21 protein-coding genes are annotated in these 23,130 nt (G+C 59.5%); 13 read left to right on the top strand and 8 right to left on the bottom strand.

Annotated elements, in window-relative coordinates; genetic code table 11:
- The first annotated feature begins 74 nt into the window (after positions 1-74).
- Positions 75-755, top strand: coding sequence for a TetR/AcrR family transcriptional regulator (locus tag ACZ9HU_RS18855; protein ID WP_476107248.1), 681 nt, complete (start codon positions 75-77; stop codon positions 753-755).
- Here ACZ9HU_RS18855 and ACZ9HU_RS18850 read toward each other — a convergent pair.
- Positions 725-1,630 carry a LysR family transcriptional regulator gene (locus ACZ9HU_RS18850; protein ID WP_476107247.1) on the bottom strand — a complete coding sequence of 302 codons (906 nt, stop codon included), beginning with the start codon at positions 1,628-1,630 and terminating at the stop codon, positions 725-727. The genes ACZ9HU_RS18855 and ACZ9HU_RS18850 overlap by 31 nt on opposite strands.
- Positions 1,631-1,735: 105 nt before the next feature.
- Between ACZ9HU_RS18850 and ACZ9HU_RS18845 the strand changes: the two genes are divergently transcribed.
- Entirely contained in the window at positions 1,736-3,997 is a 2,262-nt protein-coding gene (locus tag ACZ9HU_RS18845) for a TonB-dependent receptor (protein ID WP_476107245.1), read from the top strand.
- 10 nt (positions 3,998-4,007) lie between these two features.
- On the opposite strand, the gene eutC is transcribed toward ACZ9HU_RS18845, so the two are convergent.
- A complete protein-coding gene (gene eutC, locus ACZ9HU_RS18840; RefSeq protein WP_476107244.1) occupies positions 4,008-4,748 on the bottom strand; it encodes an ethanolamine ammonia-lyase subunit EutC in 741 nt (246 codons plus the stop codon).
- Positions 4,741-6,141 carry an ethanolamine ammonia-lyase subunit EutB gene (locus ACZ9HU_RS18835; RefSeq protein ID WP_476107243.1) on the bottom strand — a complete coding sequence of 467 codons (1,401 nt, stop codon included), beginning with the start codon at positions 6,139-6,141 and terminating at the stop codon, positions 4,741-4,743. Before ACZ9HU_RS18835 ends, eutC begins: the two co-directional genes overlap by 8 nt.
- 251 nt (positions 6,142-6,392) lie before the next feature.
- Here ACZ9HU_RS18835 and ACZ9HU_RS18830 point away from each other — a divergent pair, with 251 nt between their 5' ends.
- Together ACZ9HU_RS18830 and ACZ9HU_RS18825 are read left to right on the top strand one after the other, a co-directional pair.
- On the top strand, positions 6,393-6,578 hold the full coding sequence (locus ACZ9HU_RS18830; RefSeq protein WP_476107241.1) for a hypothetical protein: 186 nt from the start codon (positions 6,393-6,395) through the stop codon (positions 6,576-6,578).
- Entirely contained in the window at positions 6,575-6,796 is a 222-nt protein-coding gene (locus ACZ9HU_RS18825) for a hypothetical protein (RefSeq protein WP_476107239.1), read from the top strand. Before ACZ9HU_RS18830 ends, ACZ9HU_RS18825 begins: the two co-directional genes overlap by 4 nt.
- Before the next feature lie 72 nt (positions 6,797-6,868).
- Here the strand turns inward: ACZ9HU_RS18825 and ACZ9HU_RS18820 are convergent, their stop codons facing one another.
- Positions 6,869-7,564 (bottom strand): spermine/spermidine synthase domain-containing protein, encoded by a 696-nt coding sequence (locus ACZ9HU_RS18820; RefSeq protein ID WP_476107278.1) that lies wholly within the window; start codon positions 7,562-7,564, stop codon positions 6,869-6,871.
- The gene (locus tag ACZ9HU_RS18815) at positions 7,564-8,052 is read right to left on the bottom strand and encodes a YaiI/YqxD family protein (protein WP_476107276.1); all 489 of its coding nucleotides are present in this window, start codon (positions 8,050-8,052) and stop codon (positions 7,564-7,566) included. The genes ACZ9HU_RS18820 and ACZ9HU_RS18815 overlap by 1 nt, the downstream gene beginning before the upstream one ends.
- Positions 8,053-8,388: 336 nt before the next feature.
- On the opposite strand from ACZ9HU_RS18815, the gene ACZ9HU_RS18810 reads away from it, so the two are divergent.
- From ACZ9HU_RS18810 to ACZ9HU_RS18800, 3 genes are all read left to right on the top strand, one after another.
- The gene (locus ACZ9HU_RS18810; RefSeq protein ID WP_476107238.1) at positions 8,389-8,595 is read left to right on the top strand and encodes a cold-shock protein; all 207 of its coding nucleotides are present in this window, start codon (positions 8,389-8,391) and stop codon (positions 8,593-8,595) included.
- Positions 8,596-8,833: 238 nt separating this feature from the next.
- On the top strand, positions 8,834-8,968 hold the full coding sequence (locus ACZ9HU_RS18805; RefSeq protein ID WP_476107236.1) for a hypothetical protein: 135 nt from the start codon (positions 8,834-8,836) through the stop codon (positions 8,966-8,968).
- Between the two features lie 30 nt (positions 8,969-8,998).
- Positions 8,999-9,217, top strand: a complete 219-nt coding sequence (locus ACZ9HU_RS18800) for a hypothetical protein (RefSeq protein ID WP_476107235.1) — start codon at positions 8,999-9,001, stop codon at positions 9,215-9,217.
- A gap of 30 nt (positions 9,218-9,247) precedes the next feature.
- On the opposite strand, the gene ACZ9HU_RS18795 is transcribed toward ACZ9HU_RS18800, so the two are convergent.
- The gene (locus ACZ9HU_RS18795; RefSeq protein WP_476107233.1) at positions 9,248-10,393 is read right to left on the bottom strand and encodes a PepSY-associated TM helix domain-containing protein; all 1,146 of its coding nucleotides are present in this window, start codon (positions 10,391-10,393) and stop codon (positions 9,248-9,250) included.
- Between the two features lie 108 nt (positions 10,394-10,501).
- Here ACZ9HU_RS18795 and ACZ9HU_RS18790 point away from each other — a divergent pair, with 108 nt between their 5' ends.
- A complete protein-coding gene (locus ACZ9HU_RS18790) occupies positions 10,502-12,610 on the top strand; it encodes a TonB-dependent receptor (protein WP_476107232.1) in 2,109 nt (702 codons plus the stop codon).
- Positions 12,611-12,616: 6 nt separating this feature from the next.
- Here ACZ9HU_RS18790 and ACZ9HU_RS18785 read toward each other — a convergent pair whose 3' ends face one another.
- Together ACZ9HU_RS18785 and ACZ9HU_RS18780 are read right to left on the bottom strand one after the other, a co-directional pair.
- The gene (locus ACZ9HU_RS18785; RefSeq protein ID WP_476107231.1) at positions 12,617-13,912 is read right to left on the bottom strand and encodes a sigma-54-dependent transcriptional regulator; all 1,296 of its coding nucleotides are present in this window, start codon (positions 13,910-13,912) and stop codon (positions 12,617-12,619) included.
- The gene (locus tag ACZ9HU_RS18780) at positions 13,909-15,618 is read right to left on the bottom strand and encodes a sensor histidine kinase (RefSeq protein ID WP_476107230.1); all 1,710 of its coding nucleotides are present in this window, start codon (positions 15,616-15,618) and stop codon (positions 13,909-13,911) included. The genes ACZ9HU_RS18785 and ACZ9HU_RS18780 overlap by 4 nt, the downstream gene beginning before the upstream one ends.
- Before the next feature lie 241 nt (positions 15,619-15,859).
- Between ACZ9HU_RS18780 and ACZ9HU_RS18775 the strand changes: the two genes are divergently transcribed.
- The 5 genes from ACZ9HU_RS18775 (at position 15,860) to ACZ9HU_RS18755 (ending at position 23,113) form a co-directional block, all read left to right on the top strand.
- Positions 15,860-17,212: a dicarboxylate/amino acid:cation symporter gene (locus ACZ9HU_RS18775; RefSeq protein ID WP_476107229.1), complete on the top strand. Its 1,353-nt coding sequence runs from the start codon at positions 15,860-15,862 to the stop codon at positions 17,210-17,212.
- Positions 17,213-17,267: 55 nt separating this feature from the next.
- Positions 17,268-18,764: an alginate export family protein gene (locus tag ACZ9HU_RS18770; protein WP_476107226.1), complete on the top strand. Its 1,497-nt coding sequence runs from the start codon at positions 17,268-17,270 to the stop codon at positions 18,762-18,764.
- A gap of 97 nt (positions 18,765-18,861) precedes the next feature.
- On the top strand, positions 18,862-19,800 hold the full coding sequence (locus tag ACZ9HU_RS18765; RefSeq protein WP_476107225.1) for a magnesium transporter CorA family protein: 939 nt from the start codon (positions 18,862-18,864) through the stop codon (positions 19,798-19,800).
- Between the two features lie 140 nt (positions 19,801-19,940).
- On the top strand, positions 19,941-21,674 hold the full coding sequence (locus ACZ9HU_RS18760) for a putative bifunctional diguanylate cyclase/phosphodiesterase (protein ID WP_476107222.1): 1,734 nt from the start codon (positions 19,941-19,943) through the stop codon (positions 21,672-21,674).
- Positions 21,675-21,997: 323 nt separating this feature from the next.
- The gene (locus tag ACZ9HU_RS18755; RefSeq protein ID WP_476107273.1) at positions 21,998-23,113 is read left to right on the top strand and encodes an MFS transporter; all 1,116 of its coding nucleotides are present in this window, start codon (positions 21,998-22,000) and stop codon (positions 23,111-23,113) included.
- The last annotated feature ends 17 nt before the right edge of the window (positions 23,114-23,130 follow it).

Here is a 23,130-nt window from a genome sequence, read left to right as displayed (position 1 = left end):
AAGAACGCATGTTAGTTCATCCTTGAATGTTAGTTGGCATCTGTGCTTTTTGCGCATCAGCAAAAGGAACAGATATGGCGACCGAGCCAAAGCTTCGACGGACCCAGGAAGAGCGCAGCGCCCACACGCGCGAGGCGCTGATCAATGCGGCCATCGAGGTCGTCTGCAAATCAGGCTATGCCGCCGCCAGCACGGCCAATATTGCCGATGCCGCAGGCGTCAGCCGGGGCGCGATCCTGCACCAATTCGGCACCCGCGCGGCCTTGATGGCCGAGGTGGTGGCGGTCGTCTATCAGCGCGAGGTCGAGATCTACGCGCATTATCTCAAGGTCCAATCCTTTGGCCATTGCATTTACGATTGGCCCAAGATCCTGTTCGACGTGCTGGGTCGGCCTTCGGGCATTGCGGTGCTGGAAATCCTGATTGCGGCACAAAGCGACAGTGAACTGGATCAGTCGGTCCGCCTTCGTCAGGCCGAGGTTGAAGAAGCCTCGCTGGAAACGGTGCAGACCAATTTGGGTGGGGATCGGCGCACCGCTCTGGCCGTCAAACGTTTGATGGTGTGGGCGGTGAGAGGATTGCTGATGGCCAAGCGGATCATGCCCGGCGACATTGACATCGGTTCTTCGATCGAATTGCTCAGCGGTTTGTTGAAAATGGCGGCGCCCAGCGGAAGGGTTGAGGAACTGGAGCGGTTTTTTGCCCCGATGGAGAAAATCCTGGATCAGTCTTTGCCCGACCAGGCGCGAAACTGATCCATCAACCAGACCAGTCCGGGGTCTTGCGCGCGCGCGCGATGGCATTGGATGACCTCTTCCATCGTCGGGATTTCCACCGGCAATGGCCAATATCGAATAGGCAGATAGCGGGCTGCCTTGCGCGCCAGCGATTCATGCAAAATGGCCAGATTGCTGGTGCCGACCAGCAATTGCGGGACCGCAGCAAAAGTCGTGGTGGTCAGAGCGCTGTTGATGGTGATGCCCAACTGGCTCAATTCGTGGTTGGCAAAGGACGTGTTGACCTTGCGCCCGATCTGAACCGAGATGAATCGGGCGCTGGCCAGATCTTCCAGATCGGGTTGGCGTGCGACCAAGGGGTTCTGAATACAGCCTGCCACAACATGGCGTTCGGCAAACAGCGGCGTGACCGGGTGATGATCGCTGACATAATTGCGCGGTGTAATCAGCAGGTCGATTTCGCCGGCATCCAACATCTGAACCGCCATGTCATTGGGCGGGATGACGGTCAATTGAACGCCGGGCGCGATTTTTTCGATCAAAGGCAGCAGATCACCCAGCACCGATATCAGCAGGAAATCCGAGGCCATCACGCGAAAGGCGCGCTTTGACCGGGCCGGCTCGAAACGCGCAGGGGTGCTGACCAAGGCGTCGATTTCGGACAACACGGCCTTCAGACCGGGGTGAAGTTGCAGGGCAAAGGGGGTGGGGATCATCTGCTTGCCATGTTGAACCAACAGCGGATCATCGAAATGCAGGCGCAAACGCGCCAGGGCCGCACTGATCGCGGGTTGGCTGACATGCAGCAATTCGGCCGCGCGCGTGACGCTTCCTTTGTCGATCATCACGTCCAACGCTTGAAGCAGGTTCAGGTCCAAACCTTTGAAACGCATCCATCCATCCGTTTTTGTTATGAGGACGATAAAGCTAAAATATTTCTCTTATGCATAGCGACATGCCAACGTGAACCCAACAAGATAATGTTGAGGGAGATTTTGATGCGTTTGCGTAAGATGCTTTTGGCGTCGGCCATCTTGGCAACCCCGGCCATGGCGCAAAATGCGGCGCCGGTTGCGGCACAAGGCGGTTTGCAGGACATCGTGGTCACGGCCCAGCGCCGCGAAGAAAACCTGCAAAAAGCGGCCTTGGCCGTCAGCGCGGTTGCGGGCGACACGCTGGTCAAACAATCGATCACCCAGGCGACTGATCTTTCACGCCTTGTCCCGGCGTTGCAAGTCGCGCCCGCGGCGTCCTTTACCCAGATCTATATGCGCGGGATCGGCAGTTTTGGCGCCAATGCCTTTGCCGAACAGGGGGTGGCCTTCAATCTTGACGGCATTTACCTGTCGCGTCCGGCGGCGCCTGCGGCGTTGTTCTATGATCTGGAACGGATCGAAGCGCTCAAAGGGCCGCAAGGCACGCTTTATGGTCGCAATGCCAGCGGCGGTGCGCTCAATCTCATCACGGCCAAGCCGAAGCTGGGCGAAACCAGCGGCTTTGTGAATGCCGAATATGGCAATTACAATGCCTTCAAAACGTCGGCCGCCATCAACCTGCCGCTGGGCGAGCAATGGGCCGCGCGCGTTTCGGGCCAATATGCCCGCCATGACGGCTATATGAGCGATGGCTATGATGATGAGAACACGGGCGCTCTGCGCGGCCAGTTGAAGTTTGACAATCGCGCCGGAATCAACGCCACGCTGATGCTGGATTATGGCCATGTCGGCGGCAAGGGTTCGGGCGGCACGATCATGCCGCTGTTGGGCAATGGGCGTCTTGGTCCCAGCGATCCGGCCGTGGTGGCGGCCTATCTGGGGCAAAGGCCCACCGCGCCCGTGCCCCAGATCGTCGCCAGGAACGACGGGTTTCAGGACAACAGCTATTATGGCGCGGCGCTGACGGCCAATGCCGATCTGGGCTTTGCCACGCTGACCGTGATCCCCGCTTGGCGCAAAACGGATCTCAATTTCCAATCCTATGCCTCGTCTTTCCTGATCCGCGACATCGAAAAATCGCGGCAGGGCTCGGTCGAAGCCCGTTTGGCCAATCGTTCCGGGCCGGTGAACTGGGTTGCCGGGGTCTATTGGTTTGACGAGCATGTGGACGCCCGCCAAAACTATGATCAGGGTAGCAACAAGCTTCAGATCAATTCTCTGCTCGACACCAAGAGCCTTGCGGCCTTTGGTCAGGCGACCGTGACGGTGGCCCCATCGTTCCGGGTGACGGGCGGCCTGCGCTATACCGACGATCACAAGAAGCAGGCGACCAATTTCGCCAATATGCCCTTTGTCGGTTTTGTCAGCCCCGGCACGGGCAATTTCACGCCGATTTTTGCCAATATCCCCGCGGTTGCCACGTCCGATATTCATTTCCGCAAGGCGACATGGAAGGCAGGCATCGAATATGATGTCGCGCCGCGCAGCCTGCTTTACGCGTCGGTTTCGACCGGGTTCAAATCGGGCGCTCTTTTTGCCGCAACCGGACAGAACTATTCCTCGCCGGAAAATCTGACCGCCTATACGATCGGATCAAAAAACCGCTTTTTTGACAACCGCCTGCAATTGAATATCGAGGCGTTCTGGTGGGATTATCGCAACCAGCAGATTTCGCACCTTGGCCCGGTGCAGGTGGCCAGCACACCGGCCGGTGCGGTGTATGCGCCGGTGTTCCTGACCGAAAATGCCGGTTCGGCCAAACTCTATGGGCTGGAGGCCGAAGTGTTGTTCAAGCCCACCGCCAATGATCTGTTCACAGCCGACATCCAGTGGCTGCACGCGCGTTACAAGACCTTCGCCTATTATGCCTATTCCTCGTCGGGGGCGACAACGGCGGCGGGATGCGCGGTCACGCCAACATCGCGGATTGCGGCCACGACGGGCGCCGCGATTTTCAGCGTGGATTGTTCGGGACGCCCCTTGGTCAATGCACCGGAATGGACGCTCAACCTGGCCTATGAACACAAGTTTGAATTGAAGGGCGGGGCCTATGTAACATTCGGTATCGACACGCGTATCCAGAGCGCCAGCTATGTGTCGATCGACTATCTGCCCGGTGGGCGGCAGGGTGCCTTCACGACATCGAACGCGCGACTGCAATATGAACCCGCGGGCGGGCGCTACTCTCTGACGGCATTCGTCAACAATCTGGAGGACAGCACGATCTTTGCCGCCAGTTTCCAAAGCCCGGTCAAGAATGGCGTGCTGTATAACCAACTTCGCCCGCCCCGGACCTTTGGCGTGCGCGGCTCGATCCGCTTCTGATAGGGGAGCATCAGGTTGGCAGGCACTGTAATCTGCCCGCCAACCCGACCCCGGTGCATTGCGCCGCACGGGCGCGGTTGATGATCCGGGCGATTTCGTCACTCGCCTCATCAATCGACCATCCATGGGGTGGCCGGATATTGGATATGCAATTGCGTTCGCTGTCCATCCGGCCACGTCTCGGCGCCCATGTCAGATAGGCGCTCAAACTGTCGGCAGCCGACAGTCCGGGGCGTTCACCGATCAGTACGATTACCATCTGCGCGCCCATCGCTTCGCCAATTTCATCGCCCAAGGCAACGCGGGCCTGATGGGCGATGATCACCGGGCCGATGTGCCATTGGTTCCCGACTTTTTCGACAATCGCCCGCGCCAATGCCGCCCCGTGCGCAAGGGTTGCCGTGGCCGAAAGCCCGTCGGCGACCACGATGGCCAGTTGCGCATGTTCCTGTTGCAGCCTTGCGGTGTCCCCGGCGCGCAATTGACGCCCCAAATCAGGGCGCAGCAAATAGGTGGCGCGGTCCGGCGCCGCGCTATGGACGCAAAGCGATGGCCATCCGTTCAGCCCATGCTCTATCACCTCGTCGGGAATGGCATTGTGCACCGCATCACGCGCCCGCGCATGGGCAAGCTGAAATTCCAGCATGGCCGCCGTTGGCAAAGATGATCCCACCCGCCCAAGGCCGACGCGTGCATTGGTATAGGCCTGCAACCGTTGGCGCAGCGGTGCGACGTCGCCCCCGTCAGCCACAAATGCCGCCCAGCGCCGGTACACTTTGGATTGAGGCGAGGAAGGGATCGCTCTTTATCAGTTTCCCGGCGCCATCGGTAAGGCCGACCTTTTCCAGCCAGGCGGCAAATTCAGGCGCGGGGGCAAGTCCAAGCACCGAGCGTAAATAGAGCGCATCATGGAAACTGGTCGATTGATAGCCCAGCATGACGTCATCGGCCCCCGGCACGCCCATGATAAAGCTGACTCCGGCGACGCCCAGCATGGTGGCGATTGTGTCCATATCGTCCTGATCGGCCTCGGCATGGTTGGTGTAACAGATGTCGAGCCCCATAGGCAGGCCCAGCAATTTGCCGCAGAAATGATCCTCCAGCGCGGCGCGCAGGATCTGTTTGCCGTCATAGAGATATTCCGGCCCGATGAACCCTACGACAGAATTGACCAGCAAGGGACGATAGCGTCGGGCCACCGCATAGGCCCGGCACTCCAGCGTTTGTTGATCCACACCATGATGCGAATTGGAGGATAGGCACGAACCCTGTCCGGTTTCGAAATACATCACATTCTGGCCAATTGTGCCGCGCGCCAGTGATTGGGTTGCGGCATGGGCCTCGTCCAGCAAGTCGAGCGAAATGCCAAAGCCGCGATTGGCCGCCTGCGTGCCCGCGATGGATTGAAAGCAAAGGTCAACCGGCGCGCCGGCATGGATCAGTTCCAGCGTATTAGTGACATGGGTCAAGACACAGGTCTGGGTCGGAATGTCCAGCCCGACCCGCAGATCATCAAGCAAAGTCAGCAGGCGTCCAATCGTGGGTATGTCATCCGTTGCTGGATTGATGCCGATAACGGCATCGCCAGACCCCAAAAGCAGGCCATCGAGAACCGAGGCTGCAACCCCGTGCGGATCATCGGTGGGGTGGTTGGGTTGCAGGCGCGTCGAGAGCCGCCCCCGCAGGCCAATTGTGTTGCGAAAACGGGTGATATTCTCGATCTTGCGTGCCGCCGCCACCAAATCCTGATTACGCATCAATTTGGACACCGCCGCCGCCATTTCGGGCGTGATCCCGGCGCTGATCGATGCCAGCGCGGCCGCATCGGTTTCATCCTGCAACAGCCATTCGCGAAATTCGCCGACCGTCATATGCGCGATCGGCCCAAAGGCGGCGGCATTATGGCCATCGATGATGAGTCTCGTCACCTCATCCTGTTCATAGGGAACAACCTGTTCCTCCAGAAAGTGACGCAGCGGCAGATCGGCCAGCAACCATCGCGCGGCGACGCGTTCCTCGGCGCTGGCCGCGGCAAGGCCCGCCAATGCGTCACCGGACCGCGCCGGTGTCGCGCGGGCCAGAATATCGCGCAGGCCGTCAAAGGCATATCGCGTCCCGGCCAGATCAATCCGATGGATGCTCAAACCATATCTCCCACTTCAGGGCGCCGACCATGATTGATTTTCAGTGCTTAAATTGGGCTTGATCCGATTGCTGCCTACCTTTGGTTCAAATCATGATCGGTCAGCAAGGTGAAACGCGCAATATAATTTCTGCGATTTGACCTTACATTTTTCCTTCAAACGTCTATGCGAAAATCATTGCGGCACTCGCTATCGTAGGCAGTCGCGACTGAGAGACAAATGCGCTCCCGCTTACGCAAGGGAGATATGACATGGATCTCAACCAGCTTTATTTTCGACATCAACTTTTGCTTATGCGGGCCAGTGACGCCTCGGACGAAGAATCCAGTCTGAGGCATGAGGCAAAGGCGGCGGGAATCGCGCGTAATATTGGCGCGTTTCAGGCTGATGCTGGCGCTTCTGCGGCTCTATACTGGCAATCGGAGGGCGGACAATGAGCCGCGCGATGAACGTCGGCCTGCCCGAAGCGCAGGTGCTGGCCATGTGTGAACAGGCCGGTGCCCGGATCAGCGACATTGAAACTTTGCCGTCGGGCGGCACCCATCTGGTTTGCGTCACCAGCGAAGACGCCGAGGAAATGCGCCGCCGTTTGAAGGGGCATCTGATCGAGGGGCGGGTAAAGCGCTTCTCTTTCTATCACGCCCCTCGTTACTGACGCGGCAAAGCGTTCAGGCGCAGGCGTGCAGGATATGGCCGGCCGGTGGATGGACCCACCGGCCGGCCATTTTCATCCGTTCCTGTGGGCAAACCAGATATGATGGCTGACCTGCTTGCCATCCATCATTTGATCCGTGCCGGTGGGAAAGGCGTTGACCTTGACCTCGGCCACATCAAACCCGGCCTGTTCCAGCCGATGTGTAAAATCGCCGTCGCCATCGGCCGACCATACCGCCAAAACCCCGCCGGACCGCAAGGCTTTGTGGCTCGCTTCAAGCCCGGCATGTGTATAGAGCATGTCGTTGCGCCGCCGGGTCAGCCCTTCAGGGCCATTGTCCACGTCCAGCAGGATGGCGTCATAGCCGCCTGTTGCGGAATGGATCAGCAGGCCGACATCATCGACCACCAGCGTTACCCGCGCATCGTCAAGACAACCATCGGTCAGCCGATGCATCGGGCCGCGTGCCCAATCCAGAATTTGCGGAACCAATTCGGCTACGGTCACACTGGCCTCGCTGCCCAGCGCCGCAAGTGCCGCGCGCAGCGTAAAGCCCATGCCGTAACCGCCGATCAGCAACTGGGGCGCGTTTTGATCCGCGATCCTTTCACAGGTCAGCGTGGCCAATGCCTGTTCCGAGGCGAACATGTCGCTGCTCATCAACTCGTTCTGACCGAAAACGATGGCGAATTCATCGCCATTGCGCAGCAATTGCAATTCAACGCCGCCGGGCACCTGCGCCCGGTCCACCAGATCATATTCTCTCATCATCGCGCGGCCCCCCGTGCAAGGCGGATAAGCACCTCATCCAGCGCGGAAAGAAAGCGCGAGCGGTCGGCTTTGGAAAAGGGCGGTGGGCCGCCGATCGGTTCGCCCACGGCCCCGGCGCGCAGGTCGGCCATAATCGCGCGGGTGGCGACGGCCCCGCCAATCGAACTGGCGGTAAAGGGCTTGCCTGTGGGCGAGAGGACCGATGCGCCGGCTTTGATTGCCCGGTCGGCCAGCAGGATGTCGGCGGTGATCACCACGCTGTTGGTGCGGCTTTCCTGTGCGATCCAGTCGTCGGCCGCGTCAAAGGAATCGCTGACCACCACGCGTCGAACCAGCGGGTGATCAGGCACACGCAGCGGGCGATTGCTGACCACGACCACCGCAACATGATGGCGCAGGGCGACTTTGTAGATTTCCTCTTTGACCGGACATGCATCGGCATCGACCAGAATTTGGAGAGCGTTGTTGGATGGTGGCGCGGAAATGGGTCTGAAACTCCGGCAGGGACGCGGTTTGAATCCGCGATATGTCGCGGAACCAGTCGGGTTTTGGGTGGGGATAAGGCAATTGCGAAGGCTGGCCTGATTGCCGGAACCGGCTGCTAGTCGAAATGTCGCGGGGTTGCCATGATAATCGGCATGGTCGATTGTCGAATACCTAAATTGACTTTGCCGTGAATCCGGCCTAATGGCGGTGCCGCTAACGTCGACTGCGACGGAATTTGACTCCGATTCGTTCGGTTATTCTTCCTTTCACATGCCGCCAGCTCCACTCGCGCTTTTGCGGGCGGGTTCTCTTGTTTTCGTGAAAAGGAAACACCCATGCCTATCGGCACCGTCAAGTTTTTCAATATTGATAAAGGTTATGGTTTCATTGCGCCTGAAAATGGCGGCAATGACAGCTTTGTGCATATCAGCGCCGTTCAGTCGGCCGGTATGACCACGCTGAACAAGGATCAGCGTCTGAGCTATGAGGTCGAAACCGACCGTCGTGGCAAGCAGTCGGCTGTCAATCTGGTTTCTGCCTGATCCAGATGTTCGCCGGTGTCCGCAGGGGCACCGGGAACTGTCCGTCGTGATGAGAGGTCTCCTCTCGTCATGGCGGCCCGTGTCTGGCCTGCTTGATCCGCATTGCGTGATCGCGGGCCGGGCGCGGGAAATTCGGGTTTGATATGCGGTCGTATAATTCACGCCGCGCGCCCTGAAATCTTATCCAACTCTATGCGGCTGTTTGGCCTGCACATTTTTCGAGTTTTCCAAAATCTATATGCATAAGTTTCTCAAGTATTTCGCATTTTCCTTCAAATCATCTTCGATCCGCGCCCCATTTGCGCCCCCTTTGCCATCGAGCGTTCTGACGGTTGCCCAGATGCAGCGGTTGGTGGCCGATATGGTGGATTGATCGATATCCTCCCATTGGAACAGGACCGCCATGGCCAATACCAGCGCTTTTTATCAGGCATGCGCCGAACAAAGCCTGCGTGACGCCGAGGCTAGCGTCCTTTCCAATGTTCGCGAACAACACCTGCATTCGGCACGGGCTTGGCAGGCACTGGCCGATCGCATCGCCAAGATCGAGGGCAGCCGCCGTAATTCTCAGATCAGCGCAAAGGCCGGTAATCAGCCTGATCGCGACGACGCATCCGTTTGACGTAATGCTGGTCGCGATGGGGTGAAAAGCTCAACGTTCATTTTGGGGCGTGACTTTACCTTCGCGTGGTCTGCGGCCCAATTTGAATTGGCGATAGGCAAACATGACAAGGCCCGACACCGCCGCCAGCGCCAAAATCAGCGTCGAAGCCAGAATGGCCAACCGTCCCGCCAGGCCCATCATTGCCCCGCGGTGCAATTCCAGCATGGATTGGCTGATTGCAACGCCCATTGAACGCTTGGCATAGAGGTCGGCCTTGATTTCCCGCACCGTGGTAAGATCATAGGTGAAACGGTCCAGCGCGCGCGCATGACCCGCATCGCGGGGCAAGGCCTCAATCACCAGCTTTTTCGCATTCCCCGCCGGCATGGCAAAACGCAGGCTTTGATAGGCGCCGCTCTTATCCCGCCAGATTGCCTGCCACACCGGATCAAGTGATGGGCGGGCAGACAGATCCATGGCTTTCTCGGCTTTATCTTCCGGCTTGGCGGGTTTCCCGGTCAAAACCTGCGTCGCGATGGCGCGATAGGAGGGATAGGACCACCACAGGCCCGTCGCCGCCGACAGCAGCCAGAATGGGATTGCCCCTGTGGCCGTGACCACATGCAGGCTGCGCCAGAACAGCCGCTTTTTGCGTTGCCAATCCACCACCAGCCATTCGCGCCAGCGCCGCGCGTGATAGGGCCAGCGCAGATAGAGGCCGGTCAGCGCCAGAATGACCAGGCCGATCGCCGCAATCCCGGTGATGCTGCGCCCGATCCCATCGCCATTGCCGGGCAGCAGCAGCCAGCGGTGCAATCGCCGCACCGTGGCGAAAAATTCATGGGTTGAGGGTAAACCCAGCCATTGCCCGGTTGCCCGGTCAACCTGTCCTTCAATCCTCGCGCCCTTTCCCGCCGGGGCGAGGCGGATTTCCACCGATTGCGTTCGGTCGGTGGGCCATACGATGCGGTCAACATGAAGGCCGGGGTGGGCGGCCTCTACGCGCACGACCATTTGGTCCGGGGACAGGTCGGGCGCGGGTGGGGCGCCAGGCGCGAATAGCGCGCCGTCGATGGCGCGGGCGATCTCGTCTTCAAAACTCATAATCGCGCCGGTGATCGCCACGATACCAAGGATGAGCCCGAGAGTGACGCCCAGCCAGCGGTGAAATTGCATAAGGAAAGGTTTGACCATGAAGGCGGCCATAAAGAATGGCGGCGAGAATGCAATTGCAAATCTCTCGCAATAGCACTAGCGGGATATCGGATCGCCCCAATGCTCAATGTTCCGAAAGGACAATAATTGCCCCTGCCTGCCGCCCTCTACTCGATTTCCGCCAGCGTCCTGATGGCGGCGATGCTTGCCACGCCGACAATAGCCCATGCCGACGATGCGCCTGCGACGGAAAAGCCGTTGGATGAGGATATTCTGGTCAAAGGCCGCCGTGAAACCATGGTGGCCGAGGTGGTTCAGGTCGGTGCTTTTCGCAACCGGGCGTGGATCGATACGCCCGCCACCATTTCGGTCATTACGCGCAGCCTGATGGACGCGCAAAATGTACAGGGGCTGGAGGCGGCGCTGCGGAACACGCCGGGCATCACCCAGCAGACCACAAGTCCCTTTAACACCAACACATTCAACGTGCGCGGGGTTCAGATCCGGGCGGACAGCAATTACCGTCTGAATGGCGGCCTGCCGATCATCAATTACGCGCCGATGCCGGCGGAAAATAAGCAGCGCGTCGAATTGCTGAAGGGCGTTTCGGCGCTGTATTACGGTTTTGCCATGCCATCGGGCATTCTCAATCTGGTGACGAAACGCGCCGGTTCTCAGCCTGTGACGTCGCTCTATTCCACCGCCGATACCGAAGGCGGTTTTGGCGGCGGGTTCGATGTGGGCCGCCGGTTCGGGGCCGATGATCGCTTTGGCCTGCGCATCAATGGTTATGGCGCCGACCTTCAATCGACCACCAATGGTGTGTCGGGCCATCGGCAGTTGATTTCAGGCGCTTTCGACTGGCAGGTCGATGATCGCCTGACCATCAAGGCGGACGTCGAATATTATCATCGCAGCGGTCAGGAACCGGGCGGCATCACCTTGCCCACCGCCGTTTCCGGCAAAATCACCTTGCCGGCGGTTCCCGATCCGTCTTTGCGGTTTGCGCCGGAAAATGCGGTGTTCACGACTTGGGGCATGAATGCCGCGCTGCGTGCCGACTATGCGATCTCGGACAAATGGTCGGCCCGCGTCGAGGGCGGCGTTTCAGAGGCCCATCGCAACCGCATGATCTCAACCCTGGGAAGCGTCAATCTGACCACGGGCGCGGGGCGCGATGCGATCACCTATACGCCGGGACAGTTCTGGGAAAACCGTTATGGCCGCGCCGAATTGGCGGGGGATTTCATGACCGGCCCGCTGCGCCACGAAATCCTGCTGGGGGTTGCGCGCACCCAAATGTACAGTCGGGATCAGTTGCAAATGCGCTATGCGACGGTGGCCCAGAACCTCTATAATCCGGTGGTGATCCCGCAATCGGCGCTGACCCTGTCGACGACAACGATCAATGCTGGCGGGGTCAATTATGATACGGGCGCCTATGTGATGGACACAATTCATATGGGGCCGTTGCAAGTCATCGGCGGTTTGCGCGCCGTCGACTATCGCATCACCAGCGCCAGCAGCACCTATACCGTCCGCACTGTCACGCCCAGCTTTGGCCTGATGCTGCGCCCGGCAAAGCCGATCAGCCTCTATGCCTCCTATATCGAAGGGCTGGAAAGCGCCGGTACCGCCCCCGATACCGCCACCAATGCGGGGCAGGTGATGGACCCCGCCGTCAGCCGCCAGTTCGAAGGCGGCCTGCGGTTTGAGGCGCATGGGATGCAGGCCTCTCTGGCGGCGTTCCGCATTCAGCGGGTTTTGGCCTATACCGACACGACCAATACCTATGTCCTGAACGGGCGGGCGGTGCATCAGGGGTTCGAGGCCGCGGTGACGGGCAAGATCCTGCCCGGCGTTGAAGTATCGATCAGCGGCCAGTATCTGGACGCCACGCAGCGCAACACCGGTTCCGCCGCGCAGGACGGCAAGCGCGTGGTGAACAGCGCGCGCTGGTCCGGTTCGGCCTTTGTGCAATATGCACCTGCGTTCCTGAACGGCTGGTCGGTGAATGCCGGGGCCTATTACACCGGGGACCGCTATGCCGACGCGCTCAATCTGGCGCTGCTGCAGGGGTACACGACCTATAGTGCTGGTTTTGGCCATAGCTGGTCCATGCCGGGCAAACATCGCCTTACCCTTCGCGCATCGGTCGAAAACCTGACCGACAAGCGCTATTGGGCAACAGGGGGCACCACGCTTTATGCCGGTGCGTCGCGGACGGGCAAGATGACCCTGACGCTGGATCTGTGATCGGCCTCAGCCGTCGTCACTGATGTCGGCGCGCATGGATCGCAGGTCCAGCCCAAGGCGTTTGGCCCGGTAATAGAATGTCTTGCGCGGGATGCCGAGCAGTCCGATAGCGCGCGCCATCTCGCCCTTGGCTTCCTGCACAGCCTGAAGAATGGCCGCGCTTTCAAAAGCATCCAGCCGTTCGGGCAGGGTGGGCTGTGTGCTGGCGCCGACGCGATGGTCATGGGTTTCCAGCCCCAGGCAATAGCGTTCGGCATAATTTTCCAGCTCGCGCAGGTTTCCCGGCCACGGCCTTGCGTCGAGATGAAAGATGCTGTCATCGATCATCGGCGCGGGGCGCCCCAAACGCTCCGCCGCCTTTTGCAGAAAATGGGTGAAGAGCAGGCGGATATCGGCCCGCCTCTCGCTCAATGGCGGGATGCGCAGAGGCACGCCCGCGATGCGGTGATAGAGCGCGTCCGTCACGGCATCGCGCCCGCCTTCGGCCATGCTGGCAATGATGCGCGTGTCGATGGGTTCCGGGTCGCGCATGTCCAGCGCAATGGCGCGCTTTTCGGCAAATTGCGCCAATCGCCTTTGCAGGTCGCCGCTCGCCTGATCCAGATTGTCGAGGAAAAGCGTGCCGCGATGGCTGGAGGCCACGATCCCGCCACGGGCAAACATTTCCCGTTCAACAATGGCGGCGGGGATAAGCGCGCAATCAACGGTGACAAAGCGGTGTTTGGCGCGGGCGCTGGATCGGTGGACACAGCGCGCAAACAGTTCCTTGCCGGTGCCGGTCTGGCCCTCGATGACAAGGTCGATGTCGCTCTGGCTTAACACCGGGATCATGGCGCGCAGGCGTTGGATCATCGGCGTTTCGCCAAGGAATGCCTGATCGCCCGCGCCCGAAACCGCGCGGCGCAGCGCCCGGTTTTCCAGCGCCAATTTGCGCGCCTTGGTCGCTCGACTGGCGGCAGCCAACAGGGCGTCGGGGGCAAAGGGCTTTTCGATGAAATCCCACGCGCCGGCCTTCAGCGCATCGACCGCCATCTGCACATCGGCATGGCCCGATATCAACAGAACGGGCAGATCGCGGTCGCGTTGCTGTAACAGATGGAACAGTTCCACCCCTGACATATGCGGCATGCGGACGTCGGAAATGACGATACCATCGAAATCCTCGCCAATGGCCTGCGCCGCGCCAAACCCGTCGGCAAAGCCCAGCACGCGATATCCGGCAAGACCGAGCAACTGGGCCGTCGCCGCCCGCAGATCATCATCGTCATCGACCAGCGCGACCGTGGGCAGGGAGGATGTCATCGCGCGGCTCTCATGGTCATTTCAAAGCAGGCTCCTTCGGGCCTTTCGACAAAACGCAATGCACCTCCGGCGTCGGTCATGATGTCCTGCGAAATGACAAGGCCCAGCCCCAGACCATTGGGGCGGCTGGTGACAAAGGGGGTAAAGAGGCGTTGCTTCACGTCATCAGCGATGCCCGGCCCATTGTCGCAAACCGCCAATGTAACGGTGTCATCATCGACCGACAGGTGGAGCGTAATCGCGGGCATAGGATTATCCCGCAACGCCTGCGCCGCATTTTGCAGCAGATTGACCAGAACCTGTTCCAACCGGACCTTGCCTCCTTCGACCTTGTAATCGGCAAAGGGTTGGGTGATGGCGATGCCTTTCAACTGTTCCTTCAGGATCAACAACGCGCCCTCGATCACCTCGCTGACGGGGGCGGGTTGCAAGTCGGGGGCGCCTCGCCGCGAAAATCCGCGCAATTCCGATGTCACCGTCCCGATACGGTCGGCAAGTCGGGCAATCGCGCTCAGATTCTTTGCCAAGGTTTGATTGTCACCTCGTTCCAGCAATATGCGGCTGGTTTCGGCATAGGTGCGGATCGCGGCCACTGGTTGTGCGGTTTCATGGGCAACGCTGGCGGTTATCTGGCCCAGCGCGGCCAGCCGGTTGGCCTGACGCAGCCCTTCGCGCAGGTCGGCAGCGCGGGCCTCAAGCGCGGCGCGTTCGTCCATTTCACGGCGCAGATCGGCGGTGCGGTCGGCCACGGCTTGTTCCAGTTCCTCGGTTCGGGCGGCCCTTTCGCGGCCGCGTTCCATCCACATCCATCCGATGATGGCCATGCCCAGCACGAGCGCCGCTGTGATGATGGCGGCGATCCACGCGAACAGGATTGCCCGGCCCACAGGGCGCATCAGGGTGATCGACCATCCCGCCTGTGCAAGCGGCGCGCGGAGCATGACGATGGGGTTGCCGAGCCATGTCGTGCGAGTCCCATCAAGGCTGATCGGCACAAATCGGGGAGGCAGGGGGGAAAGCATCGCTTCATTGTCAAAGTTGGCTTGAACGGTCTTTGAAACCGGGCGTGTCAGGAAAAAACGCCATTCCGGACGGCTGGAAACCAGCACAATACCGTTTTTTTCGGTAACGAATGTGGCGCCATCCCCCTTGGCCCAAGCCGCTTCGATCCGGTCGAATTCCAGCTTGATCGCCACGACCCCGCCCTGTGCGGTGCGCTGAGCGATATAGAGGCCGGGGCGATGGCTGACCGTTCCCATCGCAAAATGGCTGGCCCCACCCATTTTTAACGCATCGCGGAAATAGCGGCGAGCGCTGTAATCGGCGCCGACAAAACTCTGCGGTGATCGCCAATTGCTGGCGGCGATGGCTTTGCCGTCTTGGCCGATGACATAGATGATTGGCGCGCCGGTGGCCGTGACCAACGCCTCCAGCTTGCGATTGAGCGCATCGCGCGCGCCCAGATTACCGGCCAACGCCGAGGTCACATCGCGGTCATCGGCCAGCGCGATGGGCAACAGGCGAAACCGGGCGATCTCGCTGGTGATCAGCGCCTGTCGCATGGCCAGATCGGTGCGGGCGGTGGCCATTTCCTGCGCCATTCCACGGCGCTCTGTCACGACATAGGCGAGGGCCGCGATCAGCAGCGCTGCCAGCAGGCTGGCCATGGCCCAACGCAGGCGCAAGAGATGATTCGTGGGCCACATATCGAGGCTTTTAGCCGCTTGCACGCGATGTGCCAATATTGACACTTTTGAGATTTTGGTGAGTGCTAAAACTTGCCCAAATTTTTGGGGGCTGTGCAATCAAAATATTGATATTTATCAATAATAACCACTTCATCCCGATCAATTCTTGCGCAGGCCCGCCGGTAATATCCTTTCCCCAAGGCCACGGACCCAAAGAAGGTTCGCCACGGCCCGCTGGAAAGGACTGAAAGCCACAACCATGGACCATTTTGCCCTTGCACGTGCCGCCGCGCCGTCTGCCGACTTGCGCCGCCCCTGGTACAAACATCTTTATGTCCAAGTGTTGATCGCGATTGCGGCGGGCGTTTCGCTCGGACATTTCTATCCGCATCTGGGCGAAGCGATGAAGCCGATTGGCGATGCTTTCATCAAACTGGTCAAGATGATCATTGCGCCGGTCATTTTCCTGACCATTGCGACGGGCATTGCGGGCATGCGCGATCTGGCCTCTGTGGGGCGAGTGGCGGGCAAGGCATTTGCCTATTTCCTGACCTTTTCGACGCTGGCGTTGTTTGTCGGTCTGATCGTGGCCAATGTGGTCCATCCGGGCACCGGGCTGAACATTGATCCATCCACGCTGGATAGCAGCAAGGTGGCAGATTACGCGGAAAAGGCCCACGAAACCACGGTGACGGGCTTTCTGGTGGCAATCATCCCCGACACTTTCGTCGGCGCGCTGACTGAAGGCAGCATCCTGCAAACGCTGTTCGTGGCGATCCTGTTCGGCATTGGCCTTGCACTGTTGGGTGATCGAACCGAGCGTTTGATGGCGGCGTTGGAAGAAGTATCGCTGGCCATTTTCAAGGTGGTGGCGATTGTCATGCGCGCGGCGCCTTTCGGGGCGTTCGGGGCCATGGCCTTTACCATCGGCAAATATGGCACGGGCGCGCTGGTGCATCTGGCGGGCTTGGTGGCGACGTTTTACCTCACCTCTGCTCTCTTCGTGATCGTGGTGCTGGGCCTTGTGGGCTGGGCTGCGGGCTTTTCGATTTTCAAACTGGTGGCCTATCTCAAGGATGAGTTGCTGCTCGTTCTGGGCACATCGTCGTCCGAAAGCGCGTTGCCCAGCCTGATCGAAAAGATGGAGCGGGCCGGTTGCCCCAAGTCGATCGTCGGCCTTGTGGTTCCCACGGGTTATTCGTTCAATCTGGACGGCACCAATATCTACATGACGCTGGCCGCGCTGTTCATTGCGCAGGCGTGCAATGTGGACCTGACGCTGGGACAGCAATTGTCGCTGCTGGCGGTGGCCATGCTCTCGTCCAAGGGCGCAGCGGGCGTGACGGGGGCGGGCTTCATCACGCTGGCGGCCACTTTGTCCATCGTGCCGTCGGTGCCGGTGGCGGGCATGGCGCTGATTTTGGGCATTGACCGTTTCATGTCGGAATGCCGCAGCCTGACCAATTTTATCGGCAATGCTGTCGCAACGGTGGTCGTGTCGCGATGGGAAGGCAAGCTGGATCAGCAACAACTGGCGCTCGCTCTTAATGGCGGTGTGGAAAACTCCGGCGTTGAATTCGCCGCCACGCAAGCTCCTCAGGCCGCAGAATAACAGAACATAAGGGGGCGGCATCGACCGTCCCCACCCATCGGAGAGTCCCACCGTCATGAACAGCTTTTCGCGACGCCTTGGCGGCGGCGCTGCCCTTTCGCTCGGCCTGTTGATGGCCGTTCCCGCCGGTGCGCAGGTCATTGGCCCGCCCAATCGCACCAGTCAGGCTTTGGCTGCGCCTTTGTCCGAAGCCTATCCCGCCGATGGCGCAGGCGATGGCGTGACCAGCGCAGGCTATAACCAATCGCGCTGGGTCGAGGACTGGAGCAAACTGCGCGATCCGGCCAAGCGCAAGACATATATCGACAATCTCAAATTCATTCCGGTCGATGCGGCGGGTGACATCTATGTCTCGCTGTCGGGCGAAATGCGGCTGCGGATGAATGAAACGACCAACCCGGATCTGAAAAACACGCAGGCCCAGCGACAGGATATTGCCCGCATCGTGGGCGGGGCCGACCTGCATGTGGGGACGCATTTCCGGGCCTATGCCGAATTGGCCCATGCGGGGATTTCGGGGCGGAACATCGGCACGCCTTCGGGCTATCTCGATAATACCGCGATTGTTCAGCAATCCTTTGTCGATGCGACGGCCAAGGTCGCCGGGGTGAAACTGGGCGTGCGCTATGGCCGCCAGACCTATGCCGACGGGCCGAACCTGTTGCTGGTACCGCGCGACAATAACACGATCTTTTTGTCCTATAACGGTTTTCGTGTCTGGGCAAAGGCGCGCCATATGCGGATCGACGCCTTTGATTTCACCCCTACGCGCCCCGCACAGCAAGGCACGGGCGATGATCTGAACAAGGATACGCGCCGCTTTTCGGGCATTTCGGGGGGCTTGCGCGTTCCCAATGACTGGTTGGGCGGATCAAAGCTCTATCTCGATCCTTTCTATTGGCGCTTGCGCAATACGGCGGCGGTTTGGGGCACGACAACGGCCCATGAAGTGCGCGAGTTTTACGGCATCCACCTGTGGGGCGATGCCGGGCCGGTCAATCTGGACTGGACGGTCAATTTTCAGGGCGGGCAGTACAATAACCGCGAGATTTCCGCGCTTCAGGTGTTGATGGCCCAATCCTATCGGCTGGGCAAGGATCGCACCGCGCCGCGCGTGGGTTTTCACGCCGACTATGCCACCGGCGGCGGGGCCTATGGCACGGGCAAGTTGCGTAATGCGCTCGCGCCTTTTGGCAACAATATCTATTACAGCTATCAACTCTATGCGACGCCGACCAATCTGATCGCCATCGCACCCAATGTCAGTTTCGAGCCAGCGTCCAACATACGCGTGTCGCTGGAATATCAATTTTCTTGGCGTGAAACTTTGAATGACGCGGTCTATCGCGCCAATGGGACCGCCTTTTCCGGTACGCAAAATGTGGCCGGGCGCAAGATCGCGGAAACCGCCCGCGCTCAGGCCGTCTTGACCGTTTCGCCCCATGTTTCGGTGACGGGGCGCTATGAACATCTGCACGCCGGGCCCGCGCTCAACAATGCGGGCTACAAAAGTTCCGATTTCTTTGCCGGCTGGATCAGTTTCCGCTTCTGAATGATCCGATGATCACGACATGATTGTTGCGACGCGTGGAGCCTTGCGGCACTTGGAACGTTGTCTTTTCAACGCAATGCCAAAGTGAAGGCCCACGATGAAAACAGTCATGAGCGAAGCGGTCGAAGGTGTTGGCGGTGTCTGGATCGATCTTTGCGAACCAGATGCCGCCGAATGCCGCGAAATCCATGACCAATATGGGCTTCACGTGCCTACTCTGGAGGCTTTGCAAGAGATCGAGAGTTCGAGCCGATTGCGCGTCGAAGACCATATGTTAAATATGAGCGCGCCCTTGATGGTCCGTTCCGATGGCGAGCGATGGACGATGGCGCCGGCCGGTTTCATCCTGACCCGCGATGTTCTGGTCACCACGCATTTCGCGCATATCAACGCCTTCGACACCGTGGCCGAAGCGTTGAAATCCCACCCGGAGCCGACCCCTGCCGGAGTGCTGGTCCGCGTGCTGGAGGAATTGGTGGACCGCGCCGCCGATCAATTGGAATATGTATCGGACATAATCGCCTCGGTGTCGCGCACGATATTCTATACGGATTTGGACGCGCGGGGCGTCAGCCGCGAAACTGCCATTCTGCGCCACTCAATCATCAAGCTGGGCCGGGCCTATGACCGGGCGTCGCGTGTGCGCTACATGTTCCTGAGCATTGGCCGCATGGCATCCTTTATGACCGATCGATGCAAGGATCATCTCGATGATGCGCTGCTTAACCGCCTGCAATCGGTGGTCCATGACATCGCCTCGCTCGATGAATTTGAAACCAGTCTGACCACCCGAACCCAGTTTCTGCAGGATGCGGCCAACAGTTTGATCAGCATCGAGCAAAATGATGTGGTCAAGGTTTTGACCGTGGCCTCGGTTGTGGGGATACCGCCGGTTCTGGTTGTCGGGATTTACGGCATGAATTTTCACAACATGCCCGAATTGTCATGGGCGTGGGGTTATCCGATGGCCTTGGCCCTGTGTCTGGTGACGACGCTCATCCCCTATCTGTGGTTCAAATGGCGTAAGTGGATTTAGGTAGGCCGTCTGAACAGCTTGCCCTTTTCTATATGGTGAAGAAATCCTTCTCAATGGATCGGCGTCAAAACAGATGTAGTCAAGCACCAGAGAAAAACCAAATTCCATTACGGTCACATTGACCAATATGGATTTGCATCATGAAGCCTATCAATGCGTCGGTATTTCTGGATCAGCAGGGCGCAAATGATGCGTCCTCTCCTTTACCGTCGGATTGGATATCCGTCTATCAGGAAGCCCTTGATCAAGCGGCGATTGTCGCAGTTACTGATCCCACCGGCCGGATCATTTCGGTTAATGACAAATTTTGCGAATTAAGTGGATATAGCAAGGACGAGTTGCTGGGCGCCAATCACCGTCTTCTGCGTTCCGGGGTGCATGACCGCCAATTTTTCCAGGATCTTTATCGCGCCATCCACGCCGGCCGGGTGTGGCATGGAGAGATTTGTAATCGGGCAAAGTCGGGCAAGCTTTACTGGGTCGATACAACCATCGTACCCCATCGCGATGGGAATGGGCAGATTGATCGGTTCACCGCCATTCGTTTCGACATCACCTTGCAAAAGGATGCCGAAGATAAACTGTGGCAACTGGCCAATGTCGACTCGCTGACCGGCCTGCCCAACCGGCTCAGTTTCATGCGCAGCCTCAACCAGTTCAGTACCGCGGCGCGGGCCAATGATATTGTGGTCGGTTTGATGGATGTCGACCATTTCAAGGATATCAATGACAGCCTTGGCCATGCCGCCGGTGATGATCTGCTGGTTGAAATTGCGCGTCGCTTGCGCCGGGCCATGTTGCCTGACGATGTGATTGCGCGGCTGGGCGGCGATGAATTCGCGCTGATCTTTCGTGATTGCCCGACGGTTGCGGATAAAGAGGCCCGCATTGCCCGGCTATACGAAGCGCTTGCCACGCCTGTCTGGCTGGAGGGCGATCATCGCAAGGTCTCGGTCTCGCTGGGCGTGGCGCGCATTGCCGAGGAGGGCAGTACGGCGGCTGAATTGCTGCGTCATGCCGACATTGCCCTTTATGCCGCCAAGGAAACGGGGCGCGGCAAGGCCAAATATTTCTGTTCCGACATGCGGGCCGACATTGACCGGCGGGTGGAATTGCTGTCGCAATTTTCCAAGGCGATCGAGCGTGGGGAACTGCGCGTTTTCTATCAACCCGTTGTGGCAATGGCCACGCGCCAGGTGGTGAAATACGAGGCCCTGTTGCGATGGCAGCATCCCGATCGCGGCCTGTTGGGGCCAGCCGATTTTGCCGATGCGCTTGATGATCACGCGCTGGCCGCCGCCGCTGATGCGCAGGTGCTGGAGATGGTGTTGCGTGATCTCAATCACTGGAAGAGTTTGCAGAACAGGCACTATTCGGTGGCGATCAATTCATCGATTGGTGACTTTCACAACTCCACCTATGTTGATCGGATCGTTCAGGCCATGCGATGTGGCGTTGTTGATGCAGGGGAAATTTGCGTCGAAATCACCGAACGCATCGTGATCGGACATCGCGGCAATAATGTGCGCGATGCCATCGAAACGCTGCACAATTGTGGTGTCGGCATTGCTTTTGACGATTTCGGAACCGGTTTTGCCTCGCTGCGCCATCTGCTCGACCTGCCGGTCGATTTTGTCAAGATTGATAAGAGCTTCATCCGTTCCATCGTTGACAATGCCGCTGACCGCGCGGTGGTGGAAGGGATCATCCGTTTGTCCCATCAATTGGGCAAGACAGCCATTGCCGAAGGGGTTGAAACGGTCGAGCAGGAGAATGTCCTGCGCGAATTGAAATGCGATTACGTGCAGGGCTTTTTGTTTTCCGCCGCCATGGAATCGGAAAAGGTGCCCCACTTCGATATTGGGTTTCAGTAGATCACGTCATTTGATGCGGCCTCGTTTGTGCGAAAGGGGCGTCGGGCCGCGATGATACCGTGGTGGAGGGGATTGCGGATACACGCTGGGCGTCATGCATAGGACTGCAAATGCTGCGATGCAGCATTTTGGGGCCTGACAAATGATGAAAATCGGCCTATCAATGGGCCTTGCCTTTACCGCGTTGCGGTAAGCGTCCCCCACTTCTCGAAAGGCATCCCTTCATGAGCGCACCCGCGCTGGACCCCGCCACCCTTTCGCTTGCCCGCGCAGAGGATGTGTCGGGCGCAACGCCCGTCTCTCTGGTGCATCTGGCGCTGGCGATGGGTGGTTTTGCGATCGGTACGACCGAATTCGCGACGATGAGCCTGCTGCCCTATATGGCCGATGGATTGCATGTCGATGCGCCCACCGCCGGCCATGTCATCAGCGCCTATGCGCTGGGCGTGGTGGTGGGTGCGCCCTTGCTGGCGGTGCTGGGCGCGGGTCTGGCGCGGCGGACTTTGCTGTTGATTTTGATGGGCCTGTTCGGCCTGTTCAACGGGCTCAGCGCTTTGGCGCCGGACTATCACTGGATGTTGGTATTCCGTTTTCTTTCGGGTCTGCCGCATGGGGCCTATTTCGGGGTTGCCTCGTTGATGGCGGCATCGCTGGTGCCCCCGGAAAAACGGACGCAGGCGGTGGGTTATGTCATGCTCGGCCTGACCGTGGCGACAATTATCGGTGTGCCCACGGCCAGCATTCTGGGCCAATCGGTCAATTGGCGCTGGGGTTTTGGCGTGGTGGCGGTGCTGGCGCTGCTCTGTGCGGCGATGGTGGCGCAATTCGCCCCGCGTGATCGCCCTGCTGCCGGCGCCAGTCCTCTGCGTGAGTTGGGCGCCTTGAGGCGCGGACAGGTTTGGATCACGCTGGCGATTGGCGCGATCGGCTTTGGCGGCATGTTTTGCGTTTACACCTATGTCGCCTCGACCCTGATCGAGGTGACCCATGCATCGCATGCGGCCATTCCGGTGGTTTTCGCGATTTTTGGTGTGGGCATGACGTTGGGCAATCTGATCGCGCCGCGTTTTGCCGACCGCGCCTTGATGCCGACGGCCGGTGGCCTGTTGGTGTGGAGCGCGATTTGGCTTGCGATCTATCCCTTTGCGGTGGGGCATGTGTGGTCCATCGCGCTGGTGGTTTTTGCCATCGGGATTGGCGGATCGCTGGGGTCTGTGCTGCAAACGCGCCTGATGGACGTGGCGGGCGATGCGCAGACGCTGGCCGCCGCGCTCAACCATTCGGCCTTCAATACCGCCAACGCGCTTGGCCCATGGATGGGCGGCATGGCGATTGCGGCGGGCTATGGCTGGGCCTCGACGGGATTTGTCGGGGCGGGGCTGGCGCTGGGCGGTCTGGCAATCTGGGCCGTGGCGGTGCGCATGGCGCGCGTGGTATAGGGATGGACGCGCGATGA

This window comes from Novosphingobium sp. Sphag1I, from assembly GCF_056279125.1.
The sequence above is the reverse complement of the archived record's forward strand: the minus strand, read 5'-3'. Positions and strand labels throughout refer to the sequence as shown.